We start from the raw sequence: 23,544 nt of genomic DNA on the forward strand, positions 1-23,544 counted from the left end.
TTTAGTTTTCAAAGTTCACCTTGTCGCTCTGAGGCGACTTAAACATCTTAACATTTTATCTTGAATGTTGTCAATGTTTTTTTTAAAAGTTTTTTTCGTTGTCATTTCGTATTAATGTGACAACGTTTAATAATATAACACCTATAAAAACAAAATACAATACCTAATTTTAAATTCTTTTTATTCAGATAGTTTCTACCAGATTCCAATAAATAAATGATGTCCTTATTCTATTAAAAAGATACATCCAATCATAAAAAAACTGGCTAAAAGTATTCCTTTAGCCAGTTCGTTAAATCTTATTTATGTCTCATTAATGGGAACAATAGAACGTCACGGATTGAAGGAGAATTAGTTAACAACATAACTAATCGATCAATACCTATTCCAAGACCACCAGTTGGTGGCATACCATGCTCTAATGCTTCGATGTAATCATCATCCATCATATGTGCTTCGTCATTACCAAGCTCACGTTCTTTAAGCTGTGCTTCAAAACGCTCTTTTTGGTCAATTGGATCATTTAACTCTGTAAATGCGTTAGCATGTTCACGTGCCACAATAAATAACTCAAAACGATCAGTAAAACGTGGATCGTCAGCATTCTTTTTCGCAAGCGGTGAAATTTCTACAGGGTGTCCATAAATAAATGTAGGTTGAATTAATGTTTCTTCAACTTTTTGTTCAAAGAATTCGTTAATAATATGACCAACAGACATATTCTCATTAACTTCAACATTATGTTCTTTAGCATATTGTCTTGCTTGCTCAACTGACATCTCTGGCCAGAAATCTACTCCACAAGCTTCTTTAATCGCATCTACCATATGAAGTCTAGTCCATTTTGGCTCTAGGTTGACTGTGTACTCACCGTAAGGAATAGTAGTAGTACCTAAAACTTCTTTAGCGATATGAGCAATTAGATTCTCAGTAAGTTCCATAATGTCTGCATAATCAGCATAAGCTTCATATAATTCAATCATCGTAAACTCTGGGTTATGACGAGTAGAAATACCTTCATTACGGAATACACGACCAATTTCATAAACTTTTTCAAGTCCACCTACAATTAGTCGTTTTAAGTGTAACTCAATTGCAATACGCATATATAATTCCATATCAAGCGCGTTATGATGAGTGATAAACGGTCTTGCAGAAGCTCCACCTGCAATAGCATGTAGCATAGGAGTTTCAACTTCTAAATAACCTTGGCTATCTAAATAACGTCTCATAGATTGGATAATTTTACTGCGAGCAATAAATGTTTGTCGGCTATCCATATTCATTAGATCTAAATATCTTTGACGGTAACGTTGTTCAACATCTTGTAAACCATGGAATTTATCAGGAAGTGGTAATAACGCTTTTGAAAGGAATGTATATTCTTTAACTTTAATAGATAATTCCCCTACATTCGTTTTAAATACCACACCAGTAACACCTACAATGTCACCTAAATCAGTAATATCAAAGATTTCATATTGTTCTTCGCCTACAGCATCTTTACGAACATAGATTTGAACTTGTCCATTTAAATCTTGAACATGTGCAAATCCGGCTTTACCTTTACCACGTTTAGTCATTACTCGACCTGCTAATGAAACAACAATCGCTTTTTCTTCTAATTCTTCCTTAGAAAACTGGTCAAATTGTGCTAATAAATCATTTGAAGAATGTGTGCGCACAAACTTTTTACCGAATGGATCGATACCTTTTCCTTCAAGTGTTTTTAATTTCTCCCTACGTATAAGGGCTTGATCATTTAATTCTTCGTGACTCATTTTCTCAACTCCACGTAATTATTCAATAAATATTTAAATACAATATGATTTTAATAGAAAAACTGCCAGTATTTCGATCTGGCAGTTTTGTTTACTATAACTTATTATATTTTGTCAAGCGAAACCTGTCAAACTTACAAAGCTTGAGTAGCTTTCATTTTTTCTTCCACTTCATTAACGTATGTTGTTAATACTTCAACCATTTGGGTACGAGTACTAACCTCGTTAATTTGATTTCGAACTAATGCAGTGCTTTTCAAACCTTTTAAATACCATGCTGCATGTTTTCTCATTTCCATTACAGCTACATGTTCATTTTTCAAATCAATTAAACGATCTAAATGCAATAAACAGACATCAATTTTTTCACGTGCTTCTGGTTCAGGCATTAATACACCAGATTCCAAGTATTTAACAGTACGATAAATCATCCATGGATTTCCTAATGCAGCACGACCAATCATTACACCATCACAGCCTGTTTCATCTAACATACGCTTAGCATCTTGAGGAGTCTCCACATCACCATTACCGATTACAGGAATCGAAACCTGATTTTTAACTTCTTTAATCCAGCTCCAATCAGATTTCCCCTCATACATTTGATAACGAGTTCGTCCATGGACCGCAACTGCTTTTCCACCCGCTGCTTCAACTGCTCTTGCATTATCTACAACATAAATATGATCGTCATCCCATCCAAGACGCATTTTAACTGTAACTGGTTTACTTACATTCTGTGCTACAGCATATACCATTTCATGAATTTTGTTTGGGTCTAAAAGCCATTTAGCTCCTGCGTCTACTTTTGTAATCTTAGGAACAGGACATCCCATATTAATATCAATAATATCTGCATTCGTATTTTCGTCAACGTACTTAGCAGCTTCAACTAATGTTGATTTTTCACCACCAAAAATTTGTAAGCTTAATGGCTTTTCACGTTCATCCATATAAAGCATATCTAATGTTCTTTTATTATTGTGAAGAATTGCTTTATCACTTACCATTTCTGCGCAAACTAAACCTGCACCAAATTCTTTTACGGTTAAACGGAAAGCTGAGTTACAAACTCCGGCCATCGGTGCTAATACGACGGGATTTTTCATCTCGATGTCACCAATTTTCAGCACATCCCATCCTCCTTCTATTACAATAAAACTCTATATTGATAATTCCTCTACACTTACTTTTAATTGTTTTGCACAATCATGCAAAAATTGTTCAGTCGGCATACGATTCCCTCGCTCAACTTCACCTAACACAGAAACAGAAACTCCAAGGTTTTTTGCAAAGCCTTCTTGGGTAAAACCTTTTAATTTTCTAAAAGCCCTAATCCGTCTACCCCACTTTTCAGCTTCCATAATCGAACTCCTTTATCCTCTAAAAATTTAGTTTCAACCTTAATTGATTGGTTAATTTCTTTTAAGGGGATTAATACAAAGCTTCTTTCAAACATTCTCGGGTGCGGTATTCTTAGGTGCTCAACTTCTATATCTTCGTGATTATAGAGTAAAATGTCAAGGTCTATCGTTCTTGGACCCCAACGCAATTCCCTTTTTCTGCCAAGACCTTTTTCGATTCCTTGCGTAACATCAAGTAATTGAAGTGGTGTCAAATTGGTAGAAATTTTAATAACGAGATTTAAAAATGGATCTTGGTCTGTGTATCCAACTGGGTCTGTTTCATAGATAGAAGAGATTTGTTCTACTTGAATGTCGGGATGATTCTCTAATTCCCTAATTGCCTTTGTAAGAAAACCTTCTCGGTCGCCTATATTTGTTCCTAAACTTAAATATGATTCATTTTTCATATGCGACCTCTTGTTATTTCAACTGCTACAAAATCATAATGTCCTGGTATTGGTGGATCTGGTTTTATGACTTTTACAGTACATTGTTGAATTAAATCATATGTATTTAATATTTGTTTGGCAATTTCTTCAGCCACTGATTCAACTAAATCATAAGACTGACCTTGAACTACTTCTTCGCAGGTTTTAAATAAGTCTGCGTAACTTACTGAATACGCCAAATCATCTGTTTCTCCTGCTTTTTTTGTATCTAATTCGACAATTAAATCCACATTAAATCGTTGCCCTAATGTTTTCTCCTCTTTAAATACACCATGGTATCCATAAAACCTCATACCTGTTACGTAAATTTTATCCATTTTTTACTCCAATCTTTAACATAGCGTCCATCATTTTAGCCATACGGGAAATCGCTAATACATCATGTACTCGTACAATTTCGCAGCCTTTCGTAATACCTAAACAGACTGTAGCCCCTGTACCTTCCATTCGCTCATGTACTTCAGTACCAAGAACCTCCCCTATAAACCTTTTTCTAGAAGTACCAAGTAACACAGGATAATCTAGCGCTTTGATTTGCTCCATTTGGTTTAAAACTTCTAAATTCTGCTCAGCTGATTTCGCAAAACCAACACCTGGATCCAAAATAATCATTTCATCCTTTACGCCTGCGCGTTTTGCTATACTAATACTTTCAACTAAATCACAGACAAGATCACTCATTAAACTATAATAGTTTTCATCTGTTCGATTGTGCATTAAACAAATTGGAACATTGTACGCAGCAGCCACTTCAGCAATTTTAGGGTCTTTCTTTGCCCCCCAAACATCATTAATGATTGTTGCGCCAGCTTCAACGGCTTGTTTTGCCACTTCAGATTTATAAGTATCAATGGAAATTGGCACATCAATTTCTTTAGATAATGCTTTAATAATCGGAACAACTCTTCTTAACTCTTCGTCTTCGTCAACTATGGCAGCCCCAGGTCTTGTCGACTCCCCACCTACATCTATGATTTTTGCTCCATCAGCAATTAACTTCTTTGCATGTTGTATCGCTAATTCAATCTCGTTGTATCGACCACCATCAGAAAACGAGTCCGGGGTTACATTTAAAATCCCCATTACAATAGTTTCATTCTGAATTGGTAATGAGTAATTTCCACAAATCAAGGGTTTTGTTGCTCTTCTCACGCTTGTTCACTTCTTTCCATTTCATTCATGCTTAATAAGGATTTTCGGTGCAGTCTATAGTCCTTTTGCAAATCCTTTATTATGCTACTTTCACTAACATTAAAGAGCCGCTCGCCAATTACTGTAACGGGAATAATTTCTTGGATTGAGTTTGAAATAAATATTTCATCCGCTTTAAACAGCTCTTGCTCCGTGTAGAAGCCCTCTTCAACTGTCATCCCTTTTAATTTAGCCCAATGAATCACGAACTGTCTCGTTATCCCATTCAAAATTCCCGTATCAACGTGTGGTGTATATAATCGATCTTGGTTAATAAAGAAGAGATTTGAAACGATACCTTCTGAAAGAAACCCATCTTCGTTTAAAAAGATTCCTTCTATATTTGGTGAGTTACCAATCTCTTTTTTCCCGATAATATTATTTAAATAATGATGAGACTTTAATCGCTCTTTTCCTTCAGGAGAGTTTCGAGGGGTATTTAGTATTACCCCTTCTTTCTCTAAGATATTACTTTCATGCATAGGTTTAATAAAAATGATGGTATTTGGATTCGAATATTTACCAGTGTATAAACCTATTTCACCTTCACCTGCTGAAACATTCAAACGTATATACGCATCTTGTAATCCATTTAATTCAATTAAACTATTTAAAATCGTTTGTATTTCCTCATCTAGCAAATTCCACTCGATATTCAGGTTCAATAACGACTTTCTTAAACGCTTTAAATGATCAAATAATAAAAATGGATGCCCATTATAGATCCGAAATGTTTCAAATACTCCTAAGCCATATAAAAAGCCATGATCAAATGGAGATATTTTCACTTCATGATCGTTCAAGTATTCTCCATTAAAATATAGTTTCATACTGTACTCCTAGACGGTTTATATGCTTGTAAAAAGTTTCTAAGCATTTCTTTACCGAATTGTGACATAATCGATTCCGGGTGAAATTGTACTCCTTCAATCGGTAATGTCTTATGTTTTAAAGCCATGATTTCTCCCTCATTCGTCCAAGCTGTTATTTCAAGCTCCTCAGGGAACGTTTCTTTTTTTACAATTAAAGAGTGATATCGTGTAACATCAATTGGTGATGGTAAATCATTAAATAATCCTAAACCTTCATGTGTAATTGCCGATGTTTTTCCGTGCATTAAGCGTTCTGCACGCACTACGTCTCCTCCAAACACTTGAGCGATTGATTGGTGACCTAAGCATACGCCTAAAATTGGGATTTTCCCAGCAAAGTGTTCAATTGCTTTTAAACTGATTCCAGCTTCGTTCGGTGTACAAGGACCTGGTGAAATCATCAAATAAGACGGGGCTAATGCTTCGATTTCTTCTAAAGTAATTTCATCATTTCGTTTTACAATTAACTCTTCACCTAATTCGCCTAAATATTGAACTAGATTATAGGTAAATGAATCATAATTATCAATCATTAATATCATTTTACATTCCCACCCAACTTTGCTTTTTCTTCGCTTACTTTCTTAGCTGTCCATAAAGCTTGAGCTTTCTTAAGACTTTCTAAATACTCATGTTTTGGATTAGAATCAATAACAATACCAGCACCAGCTTGTACAAATGCTTGCTGATCTTTTGTAATCATTGTTCGAATCGTAATATTTAACTCCATATCTCCTGTGAAGCTAATCCATCCAACAGAACCTGTATAAATGCCACGCTTGGTTGGTTCTAGTTCTTCAATAATTTCCATCGTACGGATTTTTGGAGCTCCTGTTATTGTTCCCCCGGGAAATACTGCTTTTAATAAATCAAATGAATCTTTATCCTTTTGTAGCTCACCTCTAACATTTGAAACAAGGTGCATTACATGCGAATACTTTTCGATTACTAATAGTTCGTCTACTTCAACAGTTCCATATTCACATACTCTTCCTAAATCATTGCGCTCTAGATCAACTAGCATAATATGCTCAGCTTGTTCTTTTTCATTTGAACGTAGTTCTTCCATCAGTTGTTGTTCTTCTTCAACTGTTTTACCACGAGACCTTGTACCTGCAATTGGTCTTGTCCAAACTTCTTGATCACGCTTTGCTACTAATAGCTCTGGTGAGCAACTAACAATTTGAAACTCGTCAAAATCTAAATAGGACATATATGGTGAAGGATTTATTTCTCTAAGCTGCTCATATATATACAGTGGATCTGTTACAAGCGTCTCAGATTGTAGCACGGATAAATTCACCTGGAATACATCCCCCGCACTGATATATTCTTTAACGTTTCCAACAGCATCCGTAAATTTTTGTTCAGACATATAAATTGTTTTTTCAACCTCTTCGGTAGAAATTCTTCTAGATAAATCAATTTGCTCTATTTCACTAATGAAGAATTCTTCTAAAGAGTCAATTCGTTCTTGTGCCTTAACAGCATTATTCATTTCATCTATAACAATAAAATATAATTGATTTTCTTGATGGTCAAAAACAACCACTTCATGGAAGATTAATAAATAAACATCTGGAATATTGTAAACATCCTCAGCCATTGTTGGTAGGTCTTCGATATAATGGTTACAGTCATATGTGAAATAACCGATTGCTCCGCCTTGAAATGGTGGTAGGTCATCTCTTTTTTCCACTGTGTATTTAGATAGATATTCCTTTGCTAAATCAATTGGATTTCCTTCATACTCCACTTTTTCAGAGCACTCTTCAATCCCTACTTCGACCGTTAATTTATTATCCTTTCCATATAACTTCGCAACAGGATTAGATGCCATAATTGAATATCGTCCGTCACGACCACTCTCAAGAAGTACGGCATTCTTTTTCTCTTTTGCCGTTTCTACAAAGTATTTAAAGAAAGGTGTAGTATAATTGATAACTTTTGAAAAGATTTCATAATTCATGTGAATATCCCCCTCTGATAGCGCTTCTTTTTTCATTTTACACAAAAAGTAGGAAGTATACATCAAAGCATTTTATGGAAAAACAAAAAACCCCTTTGCAGCTAGCAAAGGGATTTTAAATTTATCATTTAATCCACCAAAAAAAAATTACTCAAATTGGAATAATGCTGTACTTAAATAACGCTCTCCATTACTTGGAATAATCGCAAGTACTTTTTTACCTTTTCCAAGTTTTTTTGCAACTTGTAATGCAGCACTGATTGCAGCACCAGAAGAGATACCTACAAGTATACCTTCTTCTTTTGCTACTTTTCTAGCTGTCTCCATTGCATCGTCATTTTTGATTTTAACGATTTCATCATAAATATCCGTGTTCAATGTTTCAGGTATAAAACCTGCTCCAATACCTTGAATTTTATGTGGACCTGGTTTACCACCTGATAAAACTGGAGAGTCTTCAGGTTCAACAGCGACAATATTAATCCCAGGGTAAGCTTCTTTTAAAACAGCTCCTACACCAGAGATTGTTCCTCCAGTACCTACTCCTGAAATAAATGCATCAAGTTGGTCTCCCATTTGCTCAACAATTTCAGGACCAGTTGTTAAACGGTGGACTTCAGGATTTGCAATATTATTAAACTGTTGTGGAACGAAATATCCATTTTCTTTTGCTAATTCATCAGCTTTACGAATTGCTCCTCCCATTCCTTCAGGGCCTGGAGTTAGAACTAATTCTGCGCCATATGCACGTAATAAGTTTCGTCTCTCAATACTCATTGTTTCTGGCATTACTAGAATTGATTTATAACCTTTAGCAGCTGCTACCATTGCTAATCCGATACCAGTATTTCCACTAGTTGGTTCAATAATTGTATCACCTGGTTTTATTAAACCTTTTTTCTCAGAATCCTCAATCATCGCAAGAGCAATACGATCTTTAACACTGCTACCAGGATTCATAAACTCTAGTTTTAAGTATATTTCCGCGCTGTCCTCGTCTACTAATCTGTTAAGTTTTACAATTGGAGTTCTACCGATTAATTCGTAAACTGAATTTGCAACTTTCATTTCATCCACTCCTAATTCCTAGTATATTGACCTGTTTAATATACATTATGTAAAAAACAAAAGAATCTGTCAATTACTTTCTCCTATACATAACTTGTATGAAATTCATAATAAATTATGAAAAGAAAGCTCGACAAATCCCTTTAATTTTCACCTACAATTTGTTAATTAATTCTTTTAATTGTTCACCAGAATAATGATAAGGTTGATTACAGAAATGACACGTTACCTCTGCTTCTCCATCCTCTTCTAAAATTAATTCTAATTCTTGTTTACCAATACTTAAAAGAGCACCCTCAATTCGCTCTCTTGAGCATTGACATTGGAATTTTACATCCATCGTTTCTAAAACTTTAACTTCTTCTTTTCCTAACACTTCATATAAAATTTCTTCTGGAGTCAGGCCTTCTTCAATTAGTTTAGATACTGGTTTAATCGTTTTTAAACGATTTTCAATTTTCGTGATACATTCTTCACTAGCGCCAGGTAAGATTTGAATAATAAATCCTCCACTTGCTAAAATCGAATGATCTGGGTTTACTAATACGCCGACACCTACAGATGAAGGTGTTTGTTCAGATACAGCAAAATAGTAAGTAAAGTCTTCACCAAGTTCACCTGATACAATAGGTACTGAGCCTGTGAAAGGTTCTCTCATACCAATATCTTTAACAACTGAGATTGTACCTACAGTCCCCACCGCTTTTGCTACATCAATTTTTCCATGTTTGTTAAGTTCAGTTTGTACATGTGGATTTTGAACATATCCTCGGACTTCACCTTTTGCATTACTATCGACTAAAATATGGCCAATAGGACCATTACCTTCAACCTTTAAAGTTAACTTCTCATCGCCTTTTAACATAGCACCCATCATCGTAGCAGCTGTTAGTGTACGACCTAATGCAGCAGAAGCGTTTGACCAAGTGTCATGACGTTCTTGAGCTTCTTTTACAATATTTGTTGATCTAACGCTATATGCACGGACTTCACCGTTAAAAGCTAATGCTTTTACTAAATAATCTTTCATGTTGTACCCCTTTTTATGAATTTCGTTTATAAATTAAATGTAGACCTTTTAATGTTAAATATGGATCCATGACATCAATGATATCCGATTCCTTAGATATTAATGATGCAAGTCCGCCTGTTGCTATAACAGTAGGTTCTACCTTTGCTTGATCTTTCATTCGTTTTACAATGCCTTCAACTTGACCGACATAACCATATAGGATTCCAACCTGCATTGCTTCTACAGTTGTACGACCGACAATATTAGAAGGTCTTGAAAGCTCTATACGAGGCAGTTTTGAAGCCTTTGTATAGAGTGCTTCTGTTGAAATATTGATGCCTGGTGCAATTGCTCCACCGATGTAATTTTTATTTTCATCTATATAACAATATGTAGTAGCTGTTCCGAAATCTACAATAATCAGCGGACTTCCGTATTGTGCAATTCCAGCAACGGCATTAACAATTCGGTCTGCGCCAACTTCTTTCGGATTATCATATTTTATGTTTAAACCTGTTTTTATACCAGGACCAACGATTAGTGGCTTTTGTTTAAAGTATTTTGTTGCCATTCTTTCCAGTGAGAACATAATCGGTGGGACTACTGATGAAATAATAACTGCATGAAACTCATCAAAACCAATACCTGCATATTCAAGTAATGAACCAATGACCATACCGTACTCATCTTCCGTTTTATAACGATTCGTCTCAATTCTCCAATGATGTATTAACTCATCTTCTTGGTAAACACCTAAAACAGTATTTGTATTTCCTACATCGATTACAAATAACATATACTCCACCGTCTCTCCATTTCAAAAATAAAACTTTTATTTTATATTTTTTGTCTCAAGTACATTTTTTAATCACTATAAAAATAATGATAACACAAGTTGATAGTAGTTTAAAAATAGATGCTTTCTGCTGTGGACATGGATCGTTTTGGTTTATTAAAACGCTTCAATGAACCTAATTTCCCCATGGTCTTGGCTTACTTGACTTTTCACCAATAAACAAAATTAAGAGTGTCTATAAAGACACTCTTAATTTTTTATTCAGTGATTTTAGGCTCAGTTGGTTCATCTTTCTTTTTAGAAATGTTAACTTTAATCTCATCATTTGAAGATGGAGATGTAGGAAGTGTACCTTGTTCCCAAAGACTCTTAATTCCTTTTGCATCTAAAGTTTCTACTTCTAATAAAGTGTTAGCAAGCAAGTCTAATTTATCGCGATGCGTCTTAATAATATCAGTTGCCTTTGCATAACATTCTTTAATGATTGTTTGAATCTCAACGTCGATTTCATAAGCAATTTTATCACTATAATTTTGTTCATTATTAAAGTCTCTACCAAGGAATACACTTCCTCCTTGAGATTGACCAAACTGTAATGGACCTAGTTTATCGCTCATACCGAACTCAGTAACCATACGACGAGCAATACCTGTTGCACGTTGGAAGTCATTATGAGCTCCTGTACTTACTTCACCAAATACCACTTCTTCAGCAACACGTCCACCAAGTAGACCTGTAATTTTATCAAGCAATTCTGGTTTTGTCATAAAGTAACGATCTTCTTTTGGAAGCATTACAGCATAACCACCAGCTTGACCACGAGGTACAATTGTTACTTTATGAACCATTTCAGCCTCATCTAACACTTGGCCGATAACCGTATGTCCAGCTTCATGGAATGCAACAATTTTTCGCTCTTTTTCAGATATAACTTTATTTTTCTTAGCAGGTCCCGCAATTACACGGTCAGTTGCTTCGTCAATATCAAGCATATCGATTTTCTTTTTATCACGACGAGCCGCAACTAATGCCGCTTCGTTTAATAAATTCTCTAAATCTGCACCAGAGAAACCAGGAGTTCTTTGAGCAATAGCTTTTAAGTCTACCTCTGGTGACAATGGTTTATTTCTTGAATGTACTTTTAATACCGCTTCACGTCCTATTACATCTGGACGATCTACCGTAATCTGTCTATCAAATCGACCTGGACGTAATAACGCTGGGTCTAAAACATCTGCACGGTTTGTTGCAGCGATGATAATAATACCTTCGTTAGCACCGAAACCATCCATTTCAACAAGTAACTGGTTTAATGTTTGTTCACGCTCATCGTGACCTCCACCTAATCCAGCGCCACGTTGACGACCTACAGCATCGATCTCATCAATAAATATGATACAAGGAGCGTTTTTCTTCGCATTTTCAAATAAATCACGAACACGAGAAGCACCGACCCCTACAAACATTTCAACGAAATCTGAACCACTGATTGAGAAGAATGGAACTCCAGCTTCTCCAGCAACAGCTCTCGCTAATAATGTTTTACCTGTTCCAGGAGGTCCTACTAATAGTACCCCTTTAGGAATTCTTGCACCTAATTCAGAAAATTTACGAGGATCTTTCAAGAACTCTACTACCTCTACAAGCTCTTGCTTCTCTTCATCTGCACCTGCAACATCTTTAAATCGTACTTTCTTTTTCTCGTCATTATAAAGACGAGCTTTGCTCTTCCCAAAGTTCATAACACGGCTTCCGCCACCTTGTGCATTATTCATTAGGAAGAAGAAAAGAATGAAAATAATTACAAATGGAATGAGTGAAGTGAAGATTTGCACCCATGCACTTGTTGTTTCAGCTGGATTCCAATTAGCCTTTATTTTATAGTCAGCAACTGCTTTGTTAACTATTTTTGTCGTTTCGTCACTAATTGGTACTTGAGTTTGGAAAGATTCGCCTTTTTTTACATCTGTAAAATGACCTCTTACTATGTACACTCCATTTTTAGGTTGGATAGATGTTAAACTGCTAACATCTCCTTTTTGTAACTTAGTATAAAATGTATCGTAACTTACTTTCTTAACTTGAGATTCTGGCCCATTGAAATATGTAACAACACCAATCACAACTAAGAAGATTAATATGTAAAAGACTGTATTACGGAAAATTCGATTCAATTCCAAACCTCCTCTCTTTCAATTTAATTACTTTATATAGTAGCATAGTTATACCATGTAAACAAACGAATAAAACTTGACTTATTTCGTGTAAACTTCAGGCTTTAAAATGCCAACATACGGCAGATTTCGATAACGTTCAATATAATCTAAACCATACCCTACTACGAAAGCATCTGGTACTTCAAAACCAACTAAATCAGCCTCGATATTTGCTTTACGTCCGCTTGGCTTATCTAATAAAGTAACGATTTTAACTGTATTAGCTTTGCGGTGTTTAAATAGTTCAACTAAATAATTTAAAGTTAGACCACTATCAATAATATCTTCTAGAATGATTACATCTCTTCCTTCAACAGAAGTATTTAAATCTTTTACAATTTTTACTTCACCAGAAGAAACTGTACTATGTCCATAACTAGAAACATCCATAAAATCAATTTCGATATATGTATCAATATGCTTGATAAGGTCAGACATGAACGGAAGAGCTCCTTTTAAAACACCCACTACTAGTGGAAAGCGGTCTTTGTACTCTTCTGTTAGTACTGCACCTAATTCTACTACTTTTTGTTGAATTGCCTCTTCACTTACTAATACTTGTTGAATGTCTTGTTTCATTTTTTCCTCCTAGAAACTCTTAGAAACCACCTGTATTGCAATGAGTGACTCATCTGTCGAAAAATTTCTTTCAAATGCAGATTTCTTTACGAAAGGTACCCATAATATATTATTTTGACTATCCGTAATTATTGGCCATTCATCACGTAATGATTGTTTCATTTTTTCATCAATAAATATATCTTTTAACTTTTTTGACCCATTCATACCCTTTAATGACATTCGATCACCATTCTTTCGATTCCGAACAATGAGTGGAAAAGAAACATCCTTGACAGAACAAATAAACATGTCATTTTTTTGTTCAAAACATTGATTGTTTAATTCAACTTTAATTGAAAAACCATTTGGTAGTTCGTACTCGCCAGGCTCATTAATAGAAATAGTATAATCCTTCACATTCACTTGTTCGAATGTAAAGAGGCATTCATTATATGAGCGTGTGACAAAAAGTCCTCCAGGCAAATGCTGCTCCCACTTAGATTTTTCATTTCGTAATAATGTCAGAATTGAATTAAGATGCCCTTGTGTCAAGCCTTTGGGGATAGATAGGTAGACATAATCTAATATTAGTTGAATACATCTTCTTTGTAAAGATATAGGCACATTTAAAAACTGTTGAACGTCAATAGTGACTGCTTGCTTTTCTTTATTTTTTATAACTGTATTCATTGCGTCTTCAGTTAATTCCATTAAATATAGATCATCTTCCAATTGCTGTCTACTAAACTGCTGGAATCTTTTATGTGCAGTTGGATTTTCTTCAAAAATAAAAGGTAGAATATGATGTCTAAATCGATTTCTCGTGTAAACATCTTTATCATTACTTGGATCTGTTCGAGGGATAATACTTTGTTCATAACAATATGTAGTTAATGCTTGTTTTCTTAAACTTAAAAATGGACGAATAATTTCGCCTGTACTAAAAGATCTCTTTTCCCTAATGCCAGCGTAACCGACCTGCGAGCTACCTCTTACTAACCGCATCAAAATCGTTTCAACTTGGTCCTCTCCGTGATGACCTAGCGCTAAATAATTCGCTTTATATTTCTTCATCGTTTCGTCAAAAAAACGATATCGACATTCCCTTGCCGCCAATTGACTACTTAATCCCGTTTCCTCGATATACTGATTCACATTTATACTCTTACCTTCATATTGAACGTTATTTTGGAGACACCAGTTCTTAACATATTCCAAATCATCTAAAGATTCTTGCCCTCTAAACATATGATCTACATGTGCAATAATAATCGAGAACTCATATTCCTCTCTAATTGATAAAAAAGAATGAGCTAACGCCATCGAGTCTGGACCTCCAGATACACCGATCACAATTACACTATTTCTGATAATATTGTTTTGTTTTATAAATTCCCTTAATTGATTAATTACCATTTACCTATACTCCTAATGAAAGTAAAATTCATATCTATATGTTACCATTCACACACTTGGAGTACTATAATTTACAGCTGATAATAAAAATATAATGCATAGGCCAAGCCCATTAACAAGAGAATGGTCGATGTTTCGAACCAGTGAATTCTTTTTTTCTTTTGCTTCACTTGGACGTTGTTCCCTGCTCTTGTCTGTGTTGATTGGTTAGGTTTTTGATTCTGACTAGTTGAATTTCTAGGTTGATTTGTAGACTGGCTATTTTTTTTTGAATGTGTTGATTGATTAGCAGTCTGATTTTGCTTTTTCGATTGCCTTGTTTGATTCATCGTTTGTGCTGTAGTAGCTTGATCCTTTTTACTCTTCTTCTTTTTTGTAGCATTTATCTTTTGTTCATACATTAATAGAGCTTGTTTCATAGCACTTGCATTAACATACTCTCCTCTTAATCCCTTCATTAGAAATTCTTTATATGGATTAAGGGTTTGTGTTTGCGTTATTACTTGTTCTATTTGATCTATTCCTAACCCGTTTTTTAAAAACTGCTTTTTACAATGCAAGTGGATAAAAATCATCGTAACAGCAAATAAGTCATAGGAAACTTCTGCTTTTCTAGAACCTAAGCCCCAGTAACCACGATCAAAGAACTCCGTAAACTCTTTAACTGCACGTCCAATTTGAGTAACTCCTCCAAAATCAATCCACTGGATTTTATTTGGTTCTTTCGTAACTAGTAGATTATCTGTTTTTAAATCCCCAAAAATAAAGCCTTTATGGTGCAATTTATCTAACAATGACAAAACTTGTATGATAAAAATACTACTCCATTCCATTCCATTTCTTTCAATAAATTTAGGTAAACTTACACCATTAACGTATTCCATAACATAGTAATAGCAGCATTCATTTGTTCCTGGATTTATATAGTCATCTACATCGATAAAAGAAGGCCCAAGGATTGAATCCTGGACCTGTGTGATTTTTTTTAAAACATTTACTTCGTTCGTGATATTAGTAGAATCTTTACTCAGCTTAATAGCAACATCTCCAGTTTTTCCAGAAGCTAGGTAAACTGTTCCATTTGCTCCATTTCCAAGTAAACTCTTAATTTCGTATTTGTTTTTATTCCACTTTCCAGTAATGAGAGTCCCAGGCGCTAAATTAATCTGCCCATTCAATTGATTGTTCATCATCACCATTATTACCTCTATCGTAGTTTTGTTCGTTAAAATAGTTTAAAGCCTCACGTAGAGCAGGTCCGGTTGGCGTCATACCGCCCATCGTTAACTTAGGAAAAATTGTGTTTAGTTTTTCTAACTTAGGTGTCCAATCTAGTAATTTATCTACATCGTCATGTTTCCCGGGAAATATAAATAACGAGTAGGCATTTTCTCCTGTTCTTGAGTTTAAACTAATTTGTAAATCAAATAATGATTCCTTAACAGTTTCTAGTTTGTCTTTCATACTAGCACTCGTATCTACTAAAATAATAACTTCTAAACCTACAGTTTCACCGATATCCTCTACAACCTCATATACCTCTTCTCGCTTTGAAGGAGGCAGTGATTCTATCGAATTGCTATCGCCTAATATTTGCTTTAATTCTTTATTAACAAATCCTTGAATTGTTTGTGTCATCGCTTTTCTAGTAACCATTTGGACAGTTTGAGAAAGTTGCTTTGTGTAAACGACTTGACTAATCCCTCCACCCGCTCTGGCAATTTCCTCGATTTCCTTTAAACCGTCACCACTTTGTACATTTTCATCTAAAATTCCAATTACATTTACTGTAATACCGTATTCTTGTGCTAGGCTTGAAACAGCTAACGGATCTTCACCATGGTTTGAATAACCATCAGTTATTAATAGAATTTGTTTTAACTTTCCCTTATACATACAAAATCCCCTCCGCGTAAAAGTTGTTACCATTTTGTCCAATTACGGGAGGGGATAAACCTTTATTTATTTTATTTTACTAAGCCATTGCACTATATGATGAGATAGATGACCACTCTGGCAAGTTTCGTTTAACAACAGCAACCACAACTGTCATATCATCATTAATATCACCTGTATTCGAACGAATAACTTCCTCGAGTAACAATTCTGCTACTGATTGTGGATCATCCGTTTCAAATTCACTTATTTTACGTTTCATCCACATTTCGTAATTTTCAACATGTTTAGGACCTTCAAAAATACCATCACTCATCATAATTAATAAGTCTCCAGCTTTAAGCTGCTCACTTACGACTTCTACATCAAATTCATCAATGATCCCAATTGGTAAATTACTACCTTCAATTTTGATTACTTGTTTGCCTCGTTTCACAAAGCTTGGCGATGAACCAATTTTTAAGAATTTTGCTGAAGCATCGTGTAAATCGACCATCGCTAAATCTAGTGTAGCAAAGACCTCTTCAGTAGTACGTAAAGATAGAATTGAATTAATCGATTTAATAGCGACGGTTTCTTCAATACCAGAATTTAATATTTTTTGAAGTAGTTTAAGTGTTTCATTACTTTCAATATGAGCTCGCTCACCATTTCCCATGCCATCACTAATCGCAATAGCGTGCTTTCCTGCTCCAACATCCATTATTTTAAACGCATCACCCGATATAAAGCCTCCACCTTTAGCTGCAGTCGCAACCCCGGTTTCAATAACAAATGCCTTATCTGATCCAAATGTAACTAAGTAATTACCTCCATTTGGTATTGTCGCTGCCTCTTCTTTTAATACGACAATCGTCTCTTTTAAAATATCTGATAGAATTGGCGCAATTAATTTTTGGCATTCACCGTACTCGTTTTCAAATGGAATTAATATATCTATATCGATATTACCTTGCTCTAAGTTATAAATTTCTACTTGGCTAACGTCAATTCCAAAGTTTAATAAAGCTTGTAGGATTTGGTCTTCCTGTAATTGATGATTTTCTTTTTCTCGTTGAATCTCTTTTGCAAAATCGACCATTACTTTTGAAACCCCACGCAATTGCTCTGCCACTAATCTTCTACTTTCTTGAACTTGTTTTTTAAGTCTTTGATTTGCACGGAAGTAGAAAACCTCTTGCTTCATTAAATCGGCCATTTTTGAAGAGCGTTGGCAATACTTCTCCCACTCTCTCATAAATTGGCCATTCTTAATGAGCTGATCCTTTTCAACTAAATGCATCATATTTTCCATGTATTGATATGTTCGGTCACCATTGTTTGACCAGCAATGGTCCTTTTTCATACAACTATTACAGCACTTATTTGAAATACTACAAATAAATAGTTCTTCATCAGTTAGTTCGTCCTCAATATGCGCAAACTGGCTAGGCTGTGAAAAACTTGCAGATAAGGCTTCAAACACGTTTGAAAATTGAGTAATCCGATTGGCTGTCAAATCTCTTATTTTACGCAAGTATTGTTGTTGATCTGTAGAATGTTCTTCTGTTCCTGGTACTAGTTTAGCTAATTGTTTAAGTAGGAAAGATGGTGTTATTAAGAATAAGACAATCGCTATTACTGATTCAATGATTGAAAAAATAATATCTGATTGTTTCTCAGCATAAAAGCTAATGAGGCATGTCCCAATTAATAGACCAGCTGCCGCACCTAATCTTTTTCCCTCTTTAAGGAGGCCACCAAGTAATCCAGAGAATGCTAATAAGCTCATTTGATACAGACTCGAAACACTCGCTAAACTTAGTATAAGGCCCGTTACAACCCCTACTGTACAACCGACCGTTCCTCCAGCTACGAAGGCAAATAGTAAGACGATATATCTAGTAACAATATGCTGAATAGATAAATCTTGAATATACCAATCAGTCGTCCCCGTCACAACTGAAGCTAAAAGAATAACTAAACAGACGATTTCTTCAACACCTAAAAGCTGTTTTCTTTTAGGAATAGCGAGTAGAGGTACACTTTGGAAAAAGATCATCGTTAAAATAAAACTTAATCCCGCTTCAACTGATGCCATCAAAACATCATACATCAAAACTTCTTGTTGAAAAGCATAAGTAATTAATAGATGACTAATAAATACTGATAAAAAAACTTGAAAAGGTACTAAACCTATATAATGTCGTTTAACTCTAGCGAAGAAAATATTAAGGATAAAAAATAGGATAATTGTGGCAAATGCATAACTAACCGTTTCAATTGATACAGTTAATGAACCGATCATAAGAGCAACAAAAGCTATTCCTGTACGCTCACGTTTCATCATATAAACTGAGGCAAAAAACGGTAATACAAACGGGAGTATATGTGATAGTATCAACGCTCGTCCTAATAAAAATCCCGTTAAAAAGATTAGTAACCCAAAGTCAAAGAATGCTCTCTCTAATTTGGATTTAATTGATTTAGAAGATTGCCGAAATACTGATTGAAATCCATTAGTAGGGACCAAGCTTGCTGAAGAATTAGAAGACCCTCTTTGCAGTTTCGTCATATTTCCACCTCATCCGAATTGGTTTATTGAACATATTTTAACTTGTCCAATTGAAGGAATATGTCAAAATGACAAAGGCAATTAAAAGTTTTCTTCGACGGAAAAAGCTTTTACGTACAACTGTTTTACAAAATATGAGAAAAGCTTGCAGCATAATTTCTCTAATAGGGTAAAAGAAACGCAATTATTAAATTTTATGTCAATCGAAATTCAGAATAAAGAGAGAAAGTATGGAATGAAGAATGGGATTAAGAGACGGAGACGCATGTTCCTGAAAAAGAAAAAAAACGCCTAGCCTCTCTTATAGAGACCAAACGTTTTTGTTGTTGTATGACCCGTACGGGATTCGAACCCGTGTTACCGCCGTGAAAGGGCGGTGTCTTAACCGCTTGACCAACGGGCCGTTAAAGGGAATGGTAGCGGCGGAGGGAGTCGAACCCACGACCTCACGGGTATGAACCGTACGCTCTAGCCAGCTGAGCTACACCGCCATTATCTTTAAACGACAAGATTTATATTATCATGGTACTAATTACCCGTCAACAGTTTTTGCAAAAGTTATTTTATTATTTTTTTCATACAAAAACGCACCCATTAAAGAGTGCGTGTTCTATATACCTATTTATGTCCTGAAAAGGTAGGAAATTAGCCTCGACGAGCTCCACGGCCACCACGTTTAGATTCTGTGTTGCGTTTTAATGAAGCTAGACGGTCTTCACTGTCTTTTAAAAATTTACTCATTTTTTGATCAAATGTTTCTTTAACCGGACGTTGATCCGAACGGTTTTGATTTTTGCCACGGTTACCACCACCGCCGCCTCCATATGAAGGTCTGCTTTGACGAGGTCTTTGCTCACGCTCTCCCTCTTTAACTGGTGGACGTTCTTTCGCTTTTTTGATTGAAAGACCGATTTTACCGTCTTTTTCAACATTGATTACTTTTACTTCTACTTCATCGCCAACTTTTAAATGTTCGTTAATATCTTTAACATAGTTGTCAGCTACTTCACTAATGTGAACAAGCCCAGTTACTCCTTCTGGTAACTCTACAAAAGCACCAAAATTTGTAATCCCTGTAACTTTCCCACTAACTTTGCTGCCTACCTCAATTGACATAAAAAAAATGCTCCTCCTTAAAAATGTTTAACTGGATTTACTATATTATATAAAATTATAAAAACAAGTGTCAATGAAACGATAATTACTTGATATTAGGAAAAATTATTTCTCCCTTTTTAGAAAAAAATAAGTTTTTTCTAGCTAACTCAATAATATATTGATCATCGTTCAATTGGTCAATCATGCGCTTTGAATCCTCTACCGTACTCTTTGTTTTCTTTAAATCAACCTTTGCTAGTTTTAATTGCTTTACTTTAGATGAATACACATGTTGTTGTGTTACATAGTGAGATTGTAATAAAAAGAATAGGGGGACAGTTAATAAGCAGAATAATGAAATTCGCACTAAAAACTTTTTAAAACTCCTTCTCCTAGGCTTAACACCATGTTCCTCAACTAAAGTAATATTTTGTTTATCTTCAACTTGTCTAGTTAAATCCAATTTTCTCGCATGTTCCACCTATTTCTTCCTCCTATCTAAAAGGTCCTTTACTTTTTTAATAGTAGTAAGGAAGATATTCTTGAATTTTCCGAAAACTCCTTTAAATTGGATTAAATAGTTTTTGACTCGTTTTGGCACAAAAAACCAACATACTCTGCCGAAAAACAAAAGAATTGATAGTACAACGTTGTAAACTAAACGGATTAGTCGAATAAGGAGTCCATAAATAAACAAAAGAATGACGATTATTACCTGAATAATCCACTTTATAGGTTTTACAATAAATATTACGATTAACTTTACTATAATGCGATAAATGCTAATAACCAGCTGAATAACAAGCTCTAATATTTTTTTATAAATAGTTCGAAAAAGACTTTGATATGCCGCATAACCACATAGTAAAGCTAGCAGTAAATAAAACCTAAGTGCACCTTCATTAACTAAGTATAATACATAAAAAACTAGTAGTGCTTGAAAAACCCAAAATAAAATATCAGTTGCAAATACAATCAATCGATTACGAGTACCTCGATATAAAAAACGATGGTATGTATCTAGTGCCATACCAAGATAAGCACCCATACCGACCATCGCTATCATTGAGTAGAACTGAACGTTTAAGCTCATTTAAATAGCTTGCTAAAGATTCCTTTAGCTTTCCCCGAGTTGTATTCGTCAATATAACAAAGTTCATTAATCTTTCCCTTGATTGCTACATGACCTTTTTCTACATCGAGGTTTTTCATTTGTAAATTATGACCTTTAATATGCAAAAAGCCTAAAGCTGTTTCTAATAGGAACTCTTCACTATCAAAGCTCTCAACCTGTTTTACTCCAGTAATCTCAAGATATCTTCTACTTTTTAACGATAAATCCTGCTCGATTATTTGGCTTGTATTTTTCGCATTTAACTCATACGGATTATTCATACTAGTCCCTCCATTTACATAAACTGTACCGCTTGTGAATCGATTCCTAATACAGTGTTATTTGTACAAGTATATGAAGGGACAACTTTTTTAGAACAAGCTATCTGACAGTTTTTCCTCGCTAATGATTGTATACATTGCATCTGCTTCTTCTTTTCGAACGGTCTCTTTAAGTAAATTAATTTTTGCTGTAACAATTTTTTGTCCGAATCGAATTTTTAATTCGTCATTTACTTTGACTTCTGTAGATGCTTTTGCAACTGTTCCATTGATCGTTATTCTTCCTTGATCAGCTACTTCTTTCGCAAGTGTACGACGCTTAATAATTCTCGATACTTTTAAAAATTTATCAAGTCTCATAATTTATTCTCCTCAATTCTCATTCAATTAGACATTATTCATATTTTTTAGCTTCATTCCATATCTCATCCATTTCTTCAAGAGATACATCAGAAAATGTCTTATTTATTTCACGAAGTCTTGATTCAATATATTGAAAACGTTTTGTAAATTTCATATTTGTTTTTAAAATCGCTTCTTCAGGATTTACATCAATAAAACGTGCTAAATTAACAATACTAAATAACAGATCACCAAGTTCCGCTTCAACTTTAGACTGATCATTCAATTTGATGGCATCGAGAACTTCAGCTAACTCTTCGTTAACCTTATCTACCACTGGAGGTAGTTCCTTCCAATCAAACCCTACTTTCGCGGCCTTACTTTGAAGTTTCTCTGCTTTTAATATTCCTGAAAGTTCCTTTGGTATGCCTGAAAGAATAGATTCAATGACAGGTCCTTTTTCAGCTTGTTTTAACTCTTGCCAATTTTTTAATACGTCTTCCTCATCATTTACATGAACTGTTGAAAAAACGTGAGGGTGACGATAGATTAGTTTTCTTACTAATCCTTGAATTACATCTTGGATTGAGAAGTAACCTTCATCTTCTCCAATTTGGGCGTGTAACATGACTTGAAGTAATACATCTCCAAGTTCTTCAATAATATGATCGTCATCTTCTTCATCGATTGCTTCAAGTAGCTCATAAGCCTCTTCTAATAAGTACTTCTTTAATGACTCATGGGTTTGCTTTTGATCCCACGGACATCCATTAGGGCCTCTTAAAGTAGCAATGACAGAACGAAGTGTTTCAAATTGATGATATAGATCCTCTTCGTTTATAACTGGAGGTACATAAACACTTGTCAAATTATTAATTGATGTATCGCGATCTAACTCATACAGTGGTACTCTTCTTATTTGCTCATCTGAACTACCTGCTGCCGTAACGATTACGACTTCATAATCATCAGGAAGCTGCTCCATTAGCTTTAATTTCGCATGTGAGGCAGTCATTTGATCGTAAACCTGGCAGATGATCAAATGCTGTCTAAACGTAATCGACTCCGCCTCTAAATCCGTTGCATCAACAAACTGGAAGCCTTCGATTGGATCAATTTTCAAACTTGTAAACATTGCATCTAAGAAGCTTTGTCCACCTTTGATGTCTAGCTGGATATTTCCTTTATCTGCAAGCTCTATTAATAGCTGAACAGTTTTTTCCGCTACAAGAGGATGGCCTGGTACAGCATATGTAATTGCACCTGCTTCAGAAGCTTTCACCAGTAGTTGAACAATTTCTTGATATACCTCTTCAAAACGATCATGTTTTTCATAAATTTCATCGAATGATTGGAACGTTAATCCTTCTATTTCTAATTCACTTATAACAGGGTGGTCTTTTGTACGTAAATAAAGATTGTCAGTTTTTTGTAACTCTTTATAGATACCAAATGGAAGCTGATTAAGGTCACCTGCTCCTAAACCTAAAACTGTAATCTTGTTCATTTTGATCCTCCTGTT

Annotated in this window: 24 protein-coding genes and 2 tRNA genes; all 26 read right to left on the reverse strand. The window is 34.9% G+C overall.

Annotated features, from left to right (window positions below; translation table 11 throughout):
- Nucleotides 1-299: 299 nt before the first annotated feature.
- Nucleotides 300-1,781, reverse strand: a complete 1,482-nt coding sequence (gene lysS / locus COJ46_RS21105) for a lysine--tRNA ligase (protein ID WP_097979247.1) — start codon at nt 1,779-1,781, stop codon at nt 300-302.
- 134 nt (nt 1,782-1,915) lie between these two features.
- The gene (gene dusB, locus COJ46_RS21110; protein ID WP_097979248.1) at nt 1,916-2,914 is read right to left on the reverse strand and encodes a tRNA dihydrouridine synthase DusB; all 999 of its coding nucleotides are present in this window, start codon (nt 2,912-2,914) and stop codon (nt 1,916-1,918) included.
- 30 nt (nt 2,915-2,944) lie between these two features.
- Nucleotides 2,945-3,145 (reverse strand): helix-turn-helix domain-containing protein, encoded by a 201-nt coding sequence (locus COJ46_RS21115; protein ID WP_056474403.1) that lies wholly within the window; start codon nt 3,143-3,145, stop codon nt 2,945-2,947.
- The gene (folK, locus tag COJ46_RS21120) at nt 3,097-3,594 is read right to left on the reverse strand and encodes a 2-amino-4-hydroxy-6-hydroxymethyldihydropteridine diphosphokinase (protein ID WP_097979249.1); all 498 of its coding nucleotides are present in this window, start codon (nt 3,592-3,594) and stop codon (nt 3,097-3,099) included. The genes COJ46_RS21115 and folK overlap by 49 nt, the downstream gene beginning before the upstream one ends.
- Entirely contained in the window at nt 3,591-3,953 is a 363-nt protein-coding gene (folB, locus tag COJ46_RS21125) for a dihydroneopterin aldolase (protein WP_056474411.1), read from the reverse strand. The genes folK and folB overlap by 4 nt, the downstream gene beginning before the upstream one ends.
- On the reverse strand, nt 3,946-4,719 hold the full coding sequence (gene folP / locus COJ46_RS21130) for a dihydropteroate synthase (RefSeq protein ID WP_097979283.1): 774 nt from the start codon (nt 4,717-4,719) through the stop codon (nt 3,946-3,948). Before folP ends, folB begins: the two co-directional genes overlap by 8 nt.
- 65 nt (nt 4,720-4,784) lie before the next feature.
- A complete protein-coding gene (gene pabC / locus COJ46_RS21135) occupies nt 4,785-5,657 on the reverse strand; it encodes an aminodeoxychorismate lyase (protein WP_098566261.1) in 873 nt (290 codons plus the stop codon).
- On the reverse strand, nt 5,654-6,241 hold the full coding sequence (gene pabA, locus COJ46_RS21140; protein WP_097979251.1) for an aminodeoxychorismate/anthranilate synthase component II: 588 nt from the start codon (nt 6,239-6,241) through the stop codon (nt 5,654-5,656). Before pabA ends, pabC begins: the two co-directional genes overlap by 4 nt.
- Nucleotides 6,238-7,668, reverse strand: coding sequence for an anthranilate synthase component I family protein (locus COJ46_RS21145; RefSeq protein ID WP_097979252.1), 1,431 nt, complete (start codon nt 7,666-7,668; stop codon nt 6,238-6,240). The genes pabA and COJ46_RS21145 overlap by 4 nt, the downstream gene beginning before the upstream one ends.
- Before the next feature lie 147 nt (nt 7,669-7,815).
- The gene (cysK, locus tag COJ46_RS21150; protein ID WP_097979253.1) at nt 7,816-8,736 is read right to left on the reverse strand and encodes a cysteine synthase A; all 921 of its coding nucleotides are present in this window, start codon (nt 8,734-8,736) and stop codon (nt 7,816-7,818) included.
- A 154-nt stretch (nt 8,737-8,890) separates the two neighbouring features.
- Nucleotides 8,891-9,766, reverse strand: coding sequence for an Hsp33 family molecular chaperone HslO (gene hslO, locus COJ46_RS21155; RefSeq protein WP_097979254.1), 876 nt, complete (start codon nt 9,764-9,766; stop codon nt 8,891-8,893).
- Between the two features lie 13 nt (nt 9,767-9,779).
- The gene (locus tag COJ46_RS21160; RefSeq protein WP_097979255.1) at nt 9,780-10,544 is read right to left on the reverse strand and encodes a type III pantothenate kinase; all 765 of its coding nucleotides are present in this window, start codon (nt 10,542-10,544) and stop codon (nt 9,780-9,782) included.
- A gap of 257 nt (nt 10,545-10,801) precedes the next feature.
- Nucleotides 10,802-12,718, reverse strand: coding sequence for an ATP-dependent zinc metalloprotease FtsH (gene ftsH, locus COJ46_RS21165; protein ID WP_098566262.1), 1,917 nt, complete (start codon nt 12,716-12,718; stop codon nt 10,802-10,804).
- A gap of 81 nt (nt 12,719-12,799) precedes the next feature.
- The gene (gene hpt, locus COJ46_RS21170; RefSeq protein WP_097979257.1) at nt 12,800-13,339 is read right to left on the reverse strand and encodes a hypoxanthine phosphoribosyltransferase; all 540 of its coding nucleotides are present in this window, start codon (nt 13,337-13,339) and stop codon (nt 12,800-12,802) included.
- Nucleotides 13,340-13,348: 9 nt separating this feature from the next.
- A complete protein-coding gene (gene tilS / locus COJ46_RS21175; RefSeq protein ID WP_097979258.1) occupies nt 13,349-14,737 on the reverse strand; it encodes a tRNA lysidine(34) synthetase TilS in 1,389 nt (462 codons plus the stop codon).
- A 71-nt stretch (nt 14,738-14,808) separates the two neighbouring features.
- Nucleotides 14,809-15,930, reverse strand: a complete 1,122-nt coding sequence (locus COJ46_RS21180) for a protein kinase domain-containing protein (protein ID WP_097979284.1) — start codon at nt 15,928-15,930, stop codon at nt 14,809-14,811.
- Nucleotides 15,899-16,633 carry a VWA domain-containing protein gene (locus COJ46_RS21185; RefSeq protein ID WP_097979259.1) on the reverse strand — a complete coding sequence of 245 codons (735 nt, stop codon included), beginning with the start codon at nt 16,631-16,633 and terminating at the stop codon, nt 15,899-15,901. Before COJ46_RS21185 ends, COJ46_RS21180 begins: the two co-directional genes overlap by 32 nt.
- Nucleotides 16,634-16,712: 79 nt before the next feature.
- Nucleotides 16,713-19,187 (reverse strand): stage II sporulation protein E, encoded by a 2,475-nt coding sequence (gene spoIIE, locus COJ46_RS21190; protein WP_097979260.1) that lies wholly within the window; start codon nt 19,185-19,187, stop codon nt 16,713-16,715.
- Between the two features lie 331 nt (nt 19,188-19,518).
- Nucleotides 19,519-19,590: transfer RNA gene (locus COJ46_RS21195), tRNA-Glu, on the reverse strand.
- Between the two features lie 11 nt (nt 19,591-19,601).
- Nucleotides 19,602-19,678, reverse strand: a tRNA-Met gene (locus COJ46_RS21200).
- Between the two features lie 154 nt (nt 19,679-19,832).
- On the reverse strand, nt 19,833-20,303 hold the full coding sequence (locus tag COJ46_RS21205) for a S1 domain-containing RNA-binding protein (RefSeq protein ID WP_056474447.1): 471 nt from the start codon (nt 20,301-20,303) through the stop codon (nt 19,833-19,835).
- An 85-nt stretch (nt 20,304-20,388) separates the two neighbouring features.
- Nucleotides 20,389-20,766 carry an FtsB family cell division protein gene (locus COJ46_RS21210; RefSeq protein WP_097979261.1) on the reverse strand — a complete coding sequence of 126 codons (378 nt, stop codon included), beginning with the start codon at nt 20,764-20,766 and terminating at the stop codon, nt 20,389-20,391.
- Entirely contained in the window at nt 20,767-21,378 is a 612-nt protein-coding gene (yabQ, locus tag COJ46_RS21215) for a spore cortex biosynthesis protein YabQ (RefSeq protein ID WP_097979262.1), read from the reverse strand.
- Nucleotides 21,375-21,680 (reverse strand): sporulation protein YabP, encoded by a 306-nt coding sequence (yabP, locus tag COJ46_RS21220; RefSeq protein ID WP_056474457.1) that lies wholly within the window; start codon nt 21,678-21,680, stop codon nt 21,375-21,377. Before yabP ends, yabQ begins: the two co-directional genes overlap by 4 nt.
- Nucleotides 21,681-21,770: 90 nt before the next feature.
- Nucleotides 21,771-22,040 (reverse strand): RNA-binding S4 domain-containing protein, encoded by a 270-nt coding sequence (locus COJ46_RS21225; RefSeq protein ID WP_056474461.1) that lies wholly within the window; start codon nt 22,038-22,040, stop codon nt 21,771-21,773.
- Between the two features lie 34 nt (nt 22,041-22,074).
- On the reverse strand, nt 22,075-23,529 hold the full coding sequence (yabN, locus tag COJ46_RS21230) for a bifunctional methyltransferase/pyrophosphohydrolase YabN (protein ID WP_097979263.1): 1,455 nt from the start codon (nt 23,527-23,529) through the stop codon (nt 22,075-22,077).
- Between the last annotated feature and the right edge of the window lie 15 nt (nt 23,530-23,544).

This window comes from Bacillus sp. AFS077874 (genome assembly GCF_002566505.1).
Taxonomy (GTDB): domain Bacteria; phylum Bacillota; class Bacilli; order Bacillales; family Bacillaceae_G; genus Gottfriedia.